The sequence below is a fragment of the Spirillospora sp. NPDC029432 genome, from assembly GCF_040703975.1.
GTDB lineage: Bacteria > Actinomycetota > Actinomycetes > Streptosporangiales > Streptosporangiaceae > Spirillospora.
On the sequence record NZ_JBEZWH010000085.1, the window covers coordinates 18,680 to 31,574 of the forward strand.

Below are 12,895 nucleotides of genomic sequence, written 5' to 3' on the forward strand. Positions count from 1 at the left end.
TACTAAACGGTTTCAGCGGTTCGTTCGGCCACGTGGTCGGCGGCCAGGTAGGCCAGTCCGAACGCGGGGAGCAGGCCGTTGCCGGGCAGGTACCCGGCGGCGCCGTGGCCGGAGATGCCGGCGGCGGCGCCGCCCGCCGCGTACAGGCCGGGGATCGGGCGGTCGTCGCCGTCGACCACGTTGGCGTGCTCGTCGACGAGCAGCCCGCCCTGGGTGTGGAACAGCGCCGGCACGACGCGCACGGCGGCGTAGCGCGGTTCGAGCGGCCGTTCCCAGTTGGTGCGGCCGAACGGGTCGGGACGCTCGCCGCGCGCGATGGCCGCGGCCGCCTCCAGCTCCTCGGCCAGGGCGCCGGCGGGCAGGCCGGTCGCCTTGGCGAGCCCGTCGGCGTCGTCCGCCCAGACCAGCACGCCGGACTCCACGGTGTCGCGGAAGTCCTGGAACGCCTGGCACTGCTCGAAGATCGTCTCGTCCAGGACGATCCAGCCGGTGGCGCCGGGCCGGGCGGCCAGCTCGGCGGCGTACTCGGAGTAGCCGCGGGTCTCGTTGCCGAACCGGCGGCCGAGCGTGTCGACCAGCACCGCGCCGTGGATGATCGTCGCCCAGCCGACCAGCGTGCCGGCGCCCGCCGCGAGCGCGCCGTGGCCCTGGTAGGCGTCCAGGAACCCGGTGGCCGCGCCGAGCCGCGCGCCGATGCGCAGCGCGTCGCCGAGCGACTGGTCGCTGCCGTGGTAGACGGCGTCCGCGATCTCCGGCAGGTGCTCGGCGACCAGCTCCCGGTCGGCGCCGTACCCGTTGGTGGCCAGCAGGACGGCCCGGGTCGGGATCTCCTCCTCGGTCCCGTCCGGGTACGCGACGACGGCCGCGGCGACCGCGCCGTCCGCGCCCGTGCGGACGGCGGTGAGCCGGGCCGGGACGAGCATGTCGATCCCGGGGTGCCCGGCGACCCGGCGCGCCAGGTGGTCGATCACGCCGGAGCCGTGCCGGCCGGGGATCGAGTGGCAGCGCGGGACGGAGTGCCCGGGGTAGTTGAAGTCGGTGACCAGCGACAGCGGGAGGCCCACCGAGTCGGCGAGCCACTCCACCAGCGGCGCGCCGACCTCGGCCAGCGTCCGGGCCAGCCGCGGGTCGGCCCGCCCCTCCGTCTTGGCCATGATGTCCTCGACGAACCGGTCCGGGGAGTCGTCCACGCCCTCCTCGGCCTGCCAGCGCGAGCCCGCGCCGGGGAACATCGCCGTGGACATCGAGGTGTTGTTGCCGCGCCGGTAGTGCTCGCTGGCCTCCACGACCAGGACGCTCAGGCCCCGCTCGGCGGCGCGCAGCGCGCCCGCGAGCCCGCCGCCCGCGCCGGCGACGACCAGGTCGGGTCCCTCGCTCATGCCGCCACCATCAGGCCGAGCGCCAGCCCGGTCGGGTCGACGATGCGGGCCGGAAGGTCGGCCGGCTCCACGTCGACGGCGGAGCAGCCGTTGATCACCGCGGTGGCGCCGCGCTCGGCCAGCTCGCGGACCGCCTCGGCGAGCGCCGCGTTCCACGCACCGGTGTCGGCGATCGCGTCGAACGGCAGGTCCATCACGACCACGCCCGCCACGTACCGCTTGAGCCCGTACCCGTTCAGCCGCCGGCACAGCTCGGCGCCGATCGCCTGGTTGCGGACGACCGCGCCGAACCGCTCGCCGCGGGCGGCCAGGTGCATGGCGCTGAGCTTGAGCAGCCCGTGCACCGGCGGGCCGCCGGGCTCCACGACGGCGTCCGGGACGGCCGGGTCGAGGACGCAGTCGGGGAACGCGAGGTCGAAGCCCGCGCCCGCCGACTCCCGTTCCAGGGCGGCGGCGACCTCCTTCTCCGAGGCGCGGACGGCGTCCTCGGTGTCCAGCGCCTCCGGCGCCGCCGGGCCCACGTCGCGCAGCTCGATCCGCAGGCCGGGCGGCGCGAGCCGGTCGTAGCGGGCCTGCCGCCGCGCGATCTCCGCGGCGGGCAGGTGGATGGGCGTCACCGCGAGGGCACGCGTCATCGGCTCTGCTCCTTTCCTTCCGTTCCGGCGAGCGTCCGCAGGGCGGCGCCCACCCGTTCCAGGCCGGGCAGCTCGCGGGCGACCCGGACCGCCGTGCCGACGAATCCGGCCCGCTCCGGCAGCCAGCCCTTCAGCAGCCCGATCAGTTCCTCCTCGCCGAACGGATGGTGGTCGGCGTCCCCCACGGGGTTCGGGACCTCCCGCACGGCGCCGCCCCCGCCGGCGAACTCGACGGTCACCCGGGCGGCGCGCTCGTCCGGCAGCCGGGCCGTCAGGTCGCCGGCGGCGGCGACCCGGACGCGCCGGGCGAGGTCCGCCACGTCGGCGCGGCCGAGGTCCGAGCGGGGGCCGACCTCGCCGGTGAGCGCCGCCGAGGCCACGGCGAACGGCGTGGAGAACATGGCCGAGAGGCGGTTGTCCCACTCCACGGCGGTGAGCCCGGCGCCGAGCGCGTGCGTCTCGACCAGGATCCCGGCGATCGTCCGCCCGTCCAGCGCGCCCTCGGCGCGCAGCGCGAGCACCGCGTCGGCGGCCGGGTGGGTGAACGAGCAGGACGCGTGCCGCTTGAAGTAGCCGCGCGTGACGTCCCAGCGCGTCCCGAGGCCCGAGGTCAGCTCGGCGAGGTCGATCTCGCCGAGCAGGGTGCCGAGCGAGAGGGCCGCCGTGCCGGTGTTGCGGGCCATCCCGGCCGCCGCCATCCGCGCGGCGGCGAGCCCGCTCGCGTTGGAGGCGCCCATCCAGGCGTCCCGGACCGGGTTGCCCGCGGTCGCCGAGCCGAAGTGCCCGGCGACCGGCATCCCGGCGGCGGTGTCGATCGCGGCGGCGGTCTCCTCGGGGCCGAGCCCGAGCAGCCGCGCGCAGCCGGCCGCCGCGCCCGGGACGCCCCAGCTGCCGTGCGGGTGCGCGCCGGGACGCAGCCGGACGGCCTGCCCGAAGCGGGCCGCGACCTCGTACGCGGCGAGCAGGGCCGCGGCGGTGTCGGGGCCGCCGCGGTCCAGCTCGGCCGCCAGGGCCAGCACCGCCGGGAAGCCGTGCGCCGCCGGGTGGCCCTTGGCGTACTTGTTGCCCTCGTCCAGCTCCAGCGCCACCAGGGCGGTGCCGTTCAGCCAGGCCGCGGTGTCGGCGGGCACCAGCCGGCCGCCCCCGATCAGCGGCGCGCCGCCCTCCGGAACGGTCCAGACCTCCCGCAGCGCCCGGTGCTCCGGCAGGCTCGCGCCCACCGCCGTCACGCCCAGCACGTCCAGCAGCACCAGCGAAAGCCGCTCGACCACCGCGGCCGGGACGGCGCCGAGGTCCAGACCGGCCGCCCACGCGCCCATCCGGGCGGTCGCCGCCGCCGCCGCGTTCTCGCGTTCCCCTGTCGTCATAGCCCCAGGTAGGCCTTCCTCACCTCGGGGGAGCCGGCCAGTTCGGCTCCGGTCCCCTCCAGCACCGTCGAACCGCTCTCCAGCACGTACGCCCGGTCGGCGATGCCGAGGGCCTGCTTGGCGTTCTGCTCGACCAGCAGCACCGCGACGCCGGTGTCGCGGATCCGGCGGATCGCCTCCAGCATGATCCAGGTCAGCTTGGGCGACAGGCCGGTGGACGGCTCGTCCAGCATGAGCAGCCGGGGCCCGGCCATCAGCGCGCGGGCGATCGCCAGCATCTGCTGCTGCCCGCCGCTGAACGTCTGCGCGATCTGCGTGCGCCGCTCGGCGAGGACGGGGAACAGCTCGTACACCTCGGCGAGGCTCTTCTCGGCCTGCTCGGAGGTGCGCGTCCACGCCCCCATCCGCAGGTTCTCCTCGACGGTCAGGGTGCCGAACAGCGCCCGGTCCTCCGGGACGTGCACCAGGCCGTCGCGGACGAGCTGGTCGGGCCGGCGGCCGAGGGTCGGCGCCCCGTCGAAGGTGACCGTCCCGGCGGACGGCCGGATCTGCCCGCACACCGTGCGCAGCGTGGTGGTCTTGCCGGCGCCGTTCGCGCCGACCAGCGCGACGATCTCGCCCTCGCCGAGGCGCAGGTCGATGTCGTGCAGGATCTGCATGCGGCCGTATCCGGCGCAGACCTTCTCAAGAGTCAGCACGCGTCCGGTCCTCCCTGTCGGCCCCTTCCCCGGCGGCGCGCGGCTCCGCGGCCGCGGGCTCCTCGCCCAGGTACGCCTCGATCACCCGCGGGTCGCCGGTGACCTCCTCGGGTGCTCCGGCGGCCAGCACCCGGCCCTGATCCATGACCAGCACCCGGTCGGCCAGCCGCATCACCGCGGCCATGATGTGCTCGATGAACAGCAGCGTGGTGCCGTCCTTCTCGCGCAGGTCGGCCAGCAGGTCGAGGACCGGCTCGCGCTCGGCTGGGACGAGCCCGGCCAGGACCTCGTCCAGCAGCAGCACCCGGGGCCGCATGGCCAGCGCCCGGGCCAGCTCCAGCCGCTTGAGCCCGGCCGTCGGCAGCTCGGTGGCGCGGCGGTGCGCGTACGGGCCGAGGCCGACCCGTTCCACCACCTCCAGCGAGCGTTCCCGGAGCTTCCGGGCCGGGATCCGCTCGTGCTGGGCGGCCAGGCCGACGTTCTCGGCCACCGTCATGCTGCCGAACGGCCGCATCAGCTGGAACGTGCGGACCATCCCGGCCCGCGCGATCCGGTGCGGGGCCGCGCCGGTGACGTCCCGGCCGCCGAGGACCACCCGGCCGGTGTCGGGGGCGAGCGCGCCGCACACCACGTTGAACAGGGTCGTCTTGCCGGCGCCGTTCGGGCCGATGATCCCGAGGATCTCGCCCTCGGCCACCGCGAACTCGACGTCCGCCAGGGCGTGCAGCCCGCGGAACGCCTTGCCGACACCGCTGACCTGGAGCAGGCCGTCCGTGCTCGCCGTCATCGCCGCCGCCTTTCCAAGATCGTCCCGACGATCCCCTTGGGCAGCAGCCGCACGATCAGGACCAGCAGGATCGCGTACAGCACCACGTCGAGCCCGCTGCGGCCCTGGAGGAAGGACAGGAAGTCCGGGGGCGTGCGCAGCAGCGTGGCGGTCACGTCGTTCAGCGAGCCGACGATCACCGCGCCGACCACCGGGCCCCAGATGGTGCCGATGCCGCCGATCACGACGGTCACGATCGCCTGGATGGAGACCGCGGAGCCGAAGGCCAGGTCGGGGTTCACGAACAGGTAGTACTGAGTGTAGAAGGCGCCCGCGACCGCGGTGATCGCCGCCGACAGGGCGACCGTGACCAGCCGGTACCGCATCACGGGGGTGCCGAGCGAGGACGCCGCCAGCTCGTCGTCGCGGATCGCGGTCACGTACCGGCCCGTGCGCGAGTGCAGGAACCAGATGCTGACCGCGACCGCCGCGCCGGCCAGCGCCAGCGCGATCCAGTAGTAGGCGTGCGAGTCGGCCGGGAACTGGATCAGCGACAGCGAGGAGCCCTGGATCAGCGGCACGGTGAAGCCGACCGCCTTGTTGGTGAACTCGGTGCTGGTCACGATCAGCCGCAGCATCTCCGCGAACGCGAAGGTGGCGAGCGCGAAGTACGCGCCGCGCAGCTTGTAGCGGAACGCGAAGTAGCCGATGACCACGGCGACCAGGGCGGCCACCGCCATCCCGGCCAGCATCCCGATCCAGGGCGAGACGCCGTGCTCGACCAGGAGGTAGGCGCTGGTGTACGCGCCGAGGCCGAAGTACGCGGCGTGCCCGAAGCTGAACATGCCGCCGAAGCCGCTCATGATGTTCCAGCCGACCGCCATCAGCAGGAAGATCAGGATCCGCACCGCGACCGCGCCCTGGGCGGGCGGCAGGATCAGCGGCAGCGGGATCGCGACCACCAGCAGCGTCAGCAGGACCAGCAGCTGCCGGTTCTGCGGCCGCAGCGGGGGCGCCTTCACGGGGCGGTCGGTGGGCCGTTCGGCCAGCGTGACGCCGCTCATGAGGAGTCCCCCGCCCGCCGCCCGAACAGGCCCTCGGGGCGCAGGAACAGCACGACGACGAACACGACGAACACGCCGAGCAGCGAGCTCTGGCCGTTCATGTAGATCGTGGTCAGCTGCTCCACCAGCCCGATCAGCAGCCCGCCGACGAGCGCGCCGGCGACGTTGCCCATGCCGCCGAGCACCACCACCACGAACGCGGTGATGTTGAACTGCTCGCCGAGCGTCGGCGTGACCGTCACCAGCGGCGCGGCCAGCACGGCCGCGGCGCCCGCGCAGGCGGTGCCGATCGCGAACGTGAGGGTGTGGATGCGGGTGACGTTGATGCCCACCAGCCGGGCGCCCTCGCTGTTGGCCGCCACCGCGCGGATCGAGGTGCCGAGCCGGGTGTGGCGCAGCATCCAGAACAGCAGGCCGCCCAGGGCCAGCGCGCCGATGAACGCGTACAGCCGGGCGCCGCTGACGACCGCGCCGAACAAGGAGAACTGGAAGTCGCCGGGCAGCGGGACGTTCTTGGGCTCCGCGCCGAAGAACATCAGCAGGCCGTTCTCCAGCAGCAGGGAGAGGCCGAGGGTGATCAGCAGCTGGTTCTCCAGCGAGCCGCCGCCGGCGCCGCTCAGCAGGCCGCGGTGCACCAGGCCGCCCAGCAGGAACAGCGCCGGGACCGCCACCAGGAGCGTGAGGTAGGGGTGCAGGCCGGTGCCCTGGACCACGCCGAACGCGATGAACATCGCGACCGCCAGCAGCGCGCCGTGCGCGAAGTTGACGATGTCCAGCACGCCGAAGATCAGCGTCAGGCCCATCGCGATGAGCCCGTACAGGCCGCCCATCAGCAGGCCGGTCACCACCGACTGCCAGACCACCAGGCCGCTGCCCGACTGGAGCAGCGCGACCACGATCGCCACGGCGACCGCGCCGCCGACGACCCCGGCCCGCCTGAGCAGCCCGCCGGTCGCGCCGGCGCCCTCGCGGGCCCGCTTCCCGCCGGGCGGCCCGGAGGCGGCCGCGGACGGGTCCTTCTCGGGGGCGAGCGCCGCCTGCCCCGTGTTTCCTATGTCGCTCATGACCGCCACGTCACCGAGTAGTTGGGCTTGGATTCGGCCTTCTCCTGGGGATGGACCTGTCTCACCTGGCCTCCCTGGACCTGCATCAGGACGGTTCCGGCGTTGACGTTGTCGCCGTTGGGCGCGAACTTGATCGGGCCGTTGCCGACGGTCAGCGGCGCCACCTGGGAGCCGCGGATCCCGTCCCGGACCTTCTCCGGGTCGGTGCCGCCGGCCCGCTCGACGCCCTGCGCGATCACCTGGACCGCGTCGTAGGCGAGCACCGCGCCGGTGCGCATCGGATCGCCGTACCGCTTCTGGTACTCCGCCCGCAGCCTCGCGGTCTGCGGGTTCTTCGCGTCGAAGTGGTAGTTGGCGCTGAAGAACCGCTCGCCGAGCGCGCCCGCGTCGGCCACGAACTTGGGCTGGTCGAACGCGCCGTTCGACACGCCCCAGACCGCGTCCAGCGGGGGCTTGACCGCGTTGATCGCCTTGGCCGCGAGCAGGCTGTCGCGGTAGTAGCCGACCACGACGAGGGCGTTCGCGCCGGACGCCTTGACCTGCGTGACCTGCGCCGTGAGGTCGGAGACGCTGAGGGCGTCGTAGCTGATGTTCGGGCCGAGCGGCAGGCCGAGCCGCTTCGCCTCGGCGGTGAACGCCTCGGCCGCGCCGGCGCCGAAGTCGGACTGCTCGTGCAGGATCGCGACCTTGCGCACCGGCCTGCCCGCCGCGTCCGCCACCTCCTTGAGGTAGCGCGCGCCGGCCGACGAGATCGCCTTGCTGCCGGGCTGGACGCGGAACGCGTACTCGTACCCGTTGGCGAAGATCGCGTCGGTGGCCGTCACGTCCATGACGAACGGCACCCGGTTGCGTTCGGCGACCACGGCGACGTTGGTGCTGACGGCGCTCTGGTACGTGCCGGTCAGGCCGACGGCGCCCTCGGCGATCAGCCGCTGCGCCTCGCTCTGCCCGACCTCGGCCTTGCCCTGGGTGTCGCCGGTGAGCAACTCGACCTTGCGGCCGCCGAGCGACTTGATGCCGCCGGCGGCGTTGATCGCCTCTACCGCCATCTGGGCGCCGCGGCGCATCTGCTGGCCGTCCACGGCGTTGGCGCCGCTGACCGGGTGCAGGGCGCCGATCTTCACCGGCCCGTCGTCGCGGCCCGCGGCCGCGCCCGCGGCGCCGGACGGTGCCGAGCCGCCGCAGCCGGCGAGGGCCGCGAGTAGCGCGCACGCACCGAGCGCGGCGCCGAGCTTTCGAGCGGACATTCCACCTCTCTCCGCCGGGCCCCTCTCGGGGGCCTGCTCCGGGGGCTTCCGGACTTTCCCGCCTACGTTCCGCTTAGAGGAACACCATTCCGGAGTAGGCTCATCGTGGCACCGGTCACGTTGCCCGGTCAATACCCGCACTTCACTTGACCGACATGTGAGACCGGTGCGAACTTGAAGAAGGCCGCAACCGTGCGGTACGAAACATGGTGTTCACAAGCGTTCCCCTAAGGGAAACACTCAGAGGTCCGGCCGAACACCCGCGGCGCGCCCCGGGCGCGACCCACCGCGGGACCGGCAGGCCGACAGGAAGGCAGGTACGCCCATGACGGGGGCTTTGTCCGGAATCCGGGTCCTCGACACGGCCACGCTGTTCGCCGGACCGCTCGCCGCGACGCTGCTGGCCGACTACGGGGCCGAGGTCGTCAAGATCGAGCACCCCAAGGGCGACCCGGTGCGCACCCACGGCGCCCAGCGCGACGGCGTCGGGCTGTGGTGGAAGATGCTCGGCCGCGGCAAGAAGGCGATGACGCTCTACCTCGGCTCCCCCGAGGGCCAGGAGATCTTCCGCCGGATGGTCGCCGACGCCGACGTGGTGATCGAGAACTTCCGGCCCGGGACGCTGGAGCGCTGGGGCCTCGGCCCGGCCGAGCTGCACGAGATCAACCCCCGGCTGGTGCTGGCCCGGGTCACCGGCTTCGGGCAGACCGGCCCGTACGCCAAGCGCCCCGGCTTCGGCACGCTGGCCGAGGCGATGAGCGGGTTCGCCGCGATCACCGGCGAGCCGGACGGCCCGCCGACCCTGCCGCCGTTCGGGCTGGCCGACGGGATCGCCGCGCTGAGCACGGCGTTCGCGGTCATGACCGCGCTGCGGGCGCGGGAGTCCACTGGCCGCGGCCAGGTGGTCGACCTGGCCATCATCGAGCCGATCCTGACCCTGCTCGGCCCGCAGATCATCACCTACGACCAGCTCGGCGAGCTCCAGGAGCGCACCGGCAACCGGTCGCACAACAACGCGCCGCGCAATACGTACCGGACCAGCGACGGCAAGTGGGTCGCGATCTCCACCAGCGCGCAGTCGATCGCCGAGCGGGTGATGCGGCTGGTGGGGCGGCCCGAGTTCATCGACGAGCCCTGGTTCGCCTCGGGTGCCGAGCGCGCGAAGCACGCCGACGAGCTGGACGAGGCCGTCGGGTCCTGGATCGCGCGGCGCGACCGGGACGAGGTCGTCAAGGCGTTCGAGGAGGCCGAGGCCGCCGTCGCGCCGATCTACGACGCCTCCGACGTCATGGCCGACCCGCAGTTCCAGGCGCTGGGCACGATCGCGACCGTCCCGGACGACGAGCTGGGCCCGGTGAAGATGCAGAACGTCCTCTTCCGGCTCTCGGAGACCCCCGGCCGGATCGAGTCGGCCGGCCCGCCGCTCGGCCGGCACACCGAGGAGATCCTCGCCCGGTACGGCGTGGACGGCGGGCGGCTGGCCGAGCTGCGCGCCAAGGGCGTGGTCAAGTGACCGTGCCCGCCGCGGGACGGCCCGTCCGGACCTGGCTGTACGTGCCGGGCGACCGGCCGGACCGCATCGGCAAGGCCCTCGCGGGCGACGCCGACGCGGTGATCCTCGACCTGGAGGACGCCGTCGGCCCGGCGGCCAAGGGCGTCGCGCGCCGTACCGTGCTGGAGACCCTCGCGGAGCGGCGGGCGTACGTGCGGATCAACGCGCCGGACACCCCCGAGGGCGCCGCCGACGTCGCGGCCCTGGCCGCGGAGCCCGGCGCCCTGGCGGGCGTGCGGATCCCCAAGTGCGAGGACCCGGGCGAGCTCGCCCGGACGGCCGACGCGCTCGGCGTGCCGGTGTTCCCCGTGCTGGAGTCGGCCCTCGGCGTGGAGAACGCCTTCGCCCTGGCCACCGCGCACGAGCTGGTCGCGGGGATCTCGCTGGGCGAGGCCGACCTGGCGGCCGACCTGCGCGCCGCCGGCCGGGAGGCGCTGGCCTGGCCGCGCTCCCGGATCGTGGTCGCGGCCCGCGCGGCGGGCCTGCCGAGCCCGGCGCAGAGCGTGTGGACCGCCGTCCGCGACCTGGACGGCCTTCGCGCCGACACCGAGGCGGGCGCGCGCGCCGGGTTCTTCGGCCGGTCGGTCGTCCACCCCGCGCAGATCCCCGTCGTGCACGAGGTCTGCGCGCCCGACCCCGAGGAGACCGCGCGGGCGCGGGCCCTGGTGGAACGGCTCGAGACGGCCACCGAGGCGGCCTGGATCGACGCCGACGGGCGATTCGTCGACAAGGCGGTCGTGGAGCGGGCCCGCTGGCTCCTCGCGCTCGCCGGCACGCAAGGTCCCCGAGAAGACCGGGAACGCTGAGGACTTTGAGGACACCGAGGACACCGAGGACACTGATGACCGACACTCGCGATCCCCTCCTGGCCGCCGTCGCCGGCGGGGTCCGGACGATCGAGCTCGGCCAGCCGCACTTCACCGGCATGCCCTGCTCCCCCAACCACCCCGGCTTCCGGATGACGCTCATCCGGCGGCACGGCGACATGGAGCGCCCCGACGGCGGCTCGGCCGCCAACGAGATCATCGTGACCGGCGGCCACGTGGGCACCCACATCGACGCGCTCTCGCACGTCAGCCACGAGGGGAGGCTGCACGGCGGGATCGACGCCGCCGAGGCGCAGAAGGGCGGCGTGTTCCGCGAGCACGGCGCCGAGAACCTGCCCGCGCTGCTGCGCCGCGGCGTCCTGCTGGACGTCGCCGCCGTCCACGGCGTGCCGACGCTGCCGCCCGGGTACGGCGTCACCGCCGAGGACCTGGACCGGGCCGCCGAGCGCGCGGGCGCCGAGCCCGGCGAGGGCGACGTCGCGCTGATCCGCACCGGTTGGGCGCGCAACTTCGACGACGCCACCGCGTACATGGGCAAGGAGACCGGCGTCCCCGGCGCCACCGTCGAGGCGGCCCGGTGGCTGGCGGCGCGCAAGGTCGTCGCGACCGGCGCCGACACGACCGCCTACGAGCAGATCCCGGCGGGGGCGGGGCACGCCGTGCTGCCCGTCCACCGCGTCCTGCTGGTCGAGTCGGGGATCTTCATCATGGAGCACCTCGCCCTTGAGGCGATCGCGGCGGAGGGCGTGCACGAGTTCGTGTTCATGCTCGCCCCGCTGCGCATCGTCGGCGGCACCGGCTCCCCGGTCCGGCCGCTCGCGGCGGTGAGCGCGTGACCACTTACGTCCAGCGTCTCGCCGAGTTCGCCGCCGGGGTACGGGACCGCGGCCTGCCCGCCGAGCTGCGCGCCGACGCCGCCCGCCGCGTCCTGGACGTCCTGGGCAACAGCCTGGCGGCCACGTCCGAACGGCCCGCCGAGGCGGTCGGCGCCCTGGTCGCCGAGTGGGGCGGGAACGGCCGCGCCACCGCGATCGGCGCCGGCGGGCGGCTCCCCGAGCCCAGCGCCGCCCTGCTGAACGGCACCCTCGCCCACTCGCTCGACTTCGACGACACGCACCTGCCGTCGGTGCTGCACCCGTCCGCGTCCGTCGTCCCGGCGGCGCTGGCGGTGGCCGAGTCGCGCGGCGCGACCGGCGCCGCGCTGCTGGACGCGATCGGCGCGGGCATCGAGATCGCCGTCCGGGTGGGCATGGCCGGCTACGACGAGCGGCTCGGCAACTCGGTCTTCTTCGAGCGCGGCCTGCACGCCACCGCCATCTGCGGCGCCCTGGGCGGCGCCGCCGCCGGCGCGATGCTGTCGGGCCTGCCCGCCGGCGGCATCGCCGACGCGATGGGGATCGCGTCCAGCATGGGCTCCGGCCTGCTGGAGGCCAACCGCACCGGCGGCACGGTCAAGCGGATCCACTGCGGCTGGGCCGCGCACGCCGCCGTCACCGCCGCCGGGCTCGCCCGTACCGGGATCACAGGACCGCCGACCGTCCTGGAGGGCCGCTTCGGGCTGCTCCAGGCGTTCTGCGGCGACCAGGCCGACCCGGAGGCGATGACACGCGGGCTGGGCGAGGACTGGGAGCTGCCGGGGATCTTCTTCAAGCCGTACCCGTGCAACCACTTCACCCACGCGGGCATCGACGCCGCCCTGCGGCTGCGCGCCCGGAACGTGGACCCGGCCGAGATCGAGTCCATCGAGCTCGGCGCCCCCACGGCCGTGCTCCGCACGATCGGGGAGCCGCGCGAGGACAAGATCAGGCCGAAGTCGGGCTACCACGCGGCGTTCTCGGGGCCGTACACCGTGGCGGCGGCGCTGCTCGGCGGCGGCGGGCTCGGGCTGTTCCACGAGGACTTCACCGACGCGGCGGCCGCCGACCCGGCCCGGCTCGAACTGGCCGCGAAGGTCCGCTGCGTCCCGGACGCCCGGTGCGACGAGATCTTCCCGCACCAGTTCCCGGCCGTGCTGCGGGTCCGGATGCGCGGCGGCGAGCTCCTGGAGGAGCGCGTCGACAACAACCGGGGCGGTCCCGGGAACCCGCTGTCGGCCGAGGAGCTGGCCACCAAGTTCCGGCTGAACGCGTCCCGGCGCGTCTCCCCCGAGCGGGCCGGCCAGATCACCGAGCTGGCGTACGGCCTCGGCGACCTGGACGACCTCGGGCGGCTCACCGACCGCTAGCCCGCGGCCCGCCCGGCACGCGCGCTCACATCGGCAGCTCGCGGTTGCGGCCGATCGCGCGGAGCTTGTCGG

General features: G+C 74.6%; 12 protein-coding genes. 4 read left to right on the forward strand and 8 right to left on the reverse strand.

The features are described from left to right. Window positions 1-2 precede the first annotated feature (2 nt). From AB0881_RS37350 to AB0881_RS37385, 8 genes are read right to left on the reverse strand one after another with little or no spacing between them, the layout of a single operon-like run. Window positions 3-1,379: an FAD-binding protein gene (locus AB0881_RS37350; RefSeq protein WP_366624967.1), complete on the reverse strand. Its 1,377-nt coding sequence runs from the start codon at window positions 1,377-1,379 to the stop codon at window positions 3-5. Beyond that, a complete protein-coding gene (locus AB0881_RS37355; RefSeq protein ID WP_366624969.1) occupies window positions 1,376-2,014 on the reverse strand; it encodes an aspartate/glutamate racemase family protein in 639 nt (212 codons plus the stop codon). Before AB0881_RS37355 ends, AB0881_RS37350 begins: the two co-directional genes overlap by 4 nt. After that, complete coding sequence (locus AB0881_RS37360; protein WP_366624971.1) at window positions 2,011-3,381, reverse strand: MmgE/PrpD family protein; 1,371 nt, start codon at window positions 3,379-3,381, stop codon at window positions 2,011-2,013. Before AB0881_RS37360 ends, AB0881_RS37355 begins: the two co-directional genes overlap by 4 nt. After that, window positions 3,378-4,079 (reverse strand): ABC transporter ATP-binding protein, encoded by a 702-nt coding sequence (locus AB0881_RS37365; RefSeq protein WP_366624973.1) that lies wholly within the window; start codon window positions 4,077-4,079, stop codon window positions 3,378-3,380. Before AB0881_RS37365 ends, AB0881_RS37360 begins: the two co-directional genes overlap by 4 nt. Continuing rightward, window positions 4,066-4,866, reverse strand: a complete 801-nt coding sequence (locus tag AB0881_RS37370) for an ABC transporter ATP-binding protein (protein ID WP_366624975.1) — start codon at window positions 4,864-4,866, stop codon at window positions 4,066-4,068. Before AB0881_RS37370 ends, AB0881_RS37365 begins: the two co-directional genes overlap by 14 nt. Next, entirely contained in the window at window positions 4,863-5,909 is a 1,047-nt protein-coding gene (locus AB0881_RS37375) for a branched-chain amino acid ABC transporter permease (protein WP_366624977.1), read from the reverse strand. Before AB0881_RS37375 ends, AB0881_RS37370 begins: the two co-directional genes overlap by 4 nt. Further along, window positions 5,906-6,973, reverse strand: a complete 1,068-nt coding sequence (locus AB0881_RS37380; protein WP_366624979.1) for a branched-chain amino acid ABC transporter permease — start codon at window positions 6,971-6,973, stop codon at window positions 5,906-5,908. Before AB0881_RS37380 ends, AB0881_RS37375 begins: the two co-directional genes overlap by 4 nt. Continuing rightward, window positions 6,970-8,220 carry an ABC transporter substrate-binding protein gene (locus AB0881_RS37385; RefSeq protein WP_366624981.1) on the reverse strand — a complete coding sequence of 417 codons (1,251 nt, stop codon included), beginning with the start codon at window positions 8,218-8,220 and terminating at the stop codon, window positions 6,970-6,972. The genes AB0881_RS37380 and AB0881_RS37385 overlap by 4 nt, the downstream gene beginning before the upstream one ends. 325 nt (window positions 8,221-8,545) lie before the next feature. On the opposite strand from AB0881_RS37385, the gene AB0881_RS37390 reads away from it, so the two are divergent. The 4 genes from AB0881_RS37390 to AB0881_RS37405 are packed head-to-tail and all read left to right on the forward strand — an operon-like array spanning window position 8,546 to window position 12,823. Continuing rightward, window positions 8,546-9,733, forward strand: a complete 1,188-nt coding sequence (locus AB0881_RS37390; RefSeq protein WP_366624983.1) for a CoA transferase — start codon at window positions 8,546-8,548, stop codon at window positions 9,731-9,733. Then, window positions 9,730-10,578: a CoA ester lyase gene (locus tag AB0881_RS37395; RefSeq protein ID WP_366624985.1), complete on the forward strand. Its 849-nt coding sequence runs from the start codon at window positions 9,730-9,732 to the stop codon at window positions 10,576-10,578. The genes AB0881_RS37390 and AB0881_RS37395 overlap by 4 nt, the downstream gene beginning before the upstream one ends. Before the next feature lie 35 nt (window positions 10,579-10,613). Further along, entirely contained in the window at window positions 10,614-11,435 is an 822-nt protein-coding gene (locus AB0881_RS37400; protein ID WP_366624987.1) for a cyclase family protein, read from the forward strand. After that, on the forward strand, window positions 11,432-12,823 hold the full coding sequence (locus AB0881_RS37405) for an MmgE/PrpD family protein (RefSeq protein WP_366624989.1): 1,392 nt from the start codon (window positions 11,432-11,434) through the stop codon (window positions 12,821-12,823). Before AB0881_RS37400 ends, AB0881_RS37405 begins: the two co-directional genes overlap by 4 nt. Window positions 12,824-12,895: the final 72 nt, after the last annotated feature.